1 protein-coding gene is annotated in these 754 nt (G+C 70.0%); it reads left to right on the forward strand.

Annotation, left to right across the window (positions count from 1 at the left end; all coding sequences use genetic code 11):
• Window positions 1–754: 1,4-dihydroxy-2-naphthoyl-CoA synthase (locus PKE99_RS38105; RefSeq protein ID WP_037054824.1), on the forward strand; the 754-nt coding region annotated here is incomplete at both ends.

Raw genomic sequence — 754 nt, forward strand, 5'->3', positions numbered from 1 at the left:
CACACCGTCGACGAGCTCCACACCGCCCTCGAACACGCCCGCACCTCCGCCGACGTCGGCGCCGTGCTGCTCACCGGCAACGGACCCTCCCCCAAGGACGGCGGCTGGGCCTTCTGCTCCGGCGGCGACCAGCGCATCCGCGGACGCACCGGCTACCAGTACGCCACCGGCGAGACCGCCGACACCGTCGACGCCGGCCGGGCCGGACGGCTGCACATCCTGGAATGCCAACGCCTGATCCGGTTCATGCCCAAACCCGTCATCGCCGTGGTCAACGGCTGGGCCGCCGGCGGCGGACACTCCCTGCACGCCGTCGCCGACCTGACCCTCGCCAGCGCCGAGCACGCCCGGTTCAAACAGACCGACGCCGACGTCGGCTCCTTCGACGGCGGCTACGGCTCCGCCTACCTCGCCCGCCAGGTCGGCCAGAAGTTCGCCCGCGAGATCTTCTTCCTCGGCCGCACCTACACCGCCGAGCAGATGCACCAGATGGGCGCGGTCAACGCCGTCTACCCGCACGCCTCCCTCGAGGCCGAGGCCCTGCACTGGGGCCGGGAGATCCTCGGCAAATCCCCCCAGGCCCAACGCATGCTCAAATACAGCTTCAACCTCATCGACGACGGCCTGGTCGGCCAACAACTCTTCGCCGGCGAAGCCACCCGCCTGGCCTACATGACCGACGAAGCCGTCGAAGGCCGCGACTCCTTCCTGCAGAAACGCGACCCCGACTGGTCGCCCTACCCCTGGCACTACT

Source organism: Pseudonocardia halophobica (assembly GCF_027922425.1).
Taxonomy (GTDB): domain Bacteria; phylum Actinomycetota; class Actinomycetes; order Mycobacteriales; family Pseudonocardiaceae; genus Pseudonocardia; species Pseudonocardia halophobica.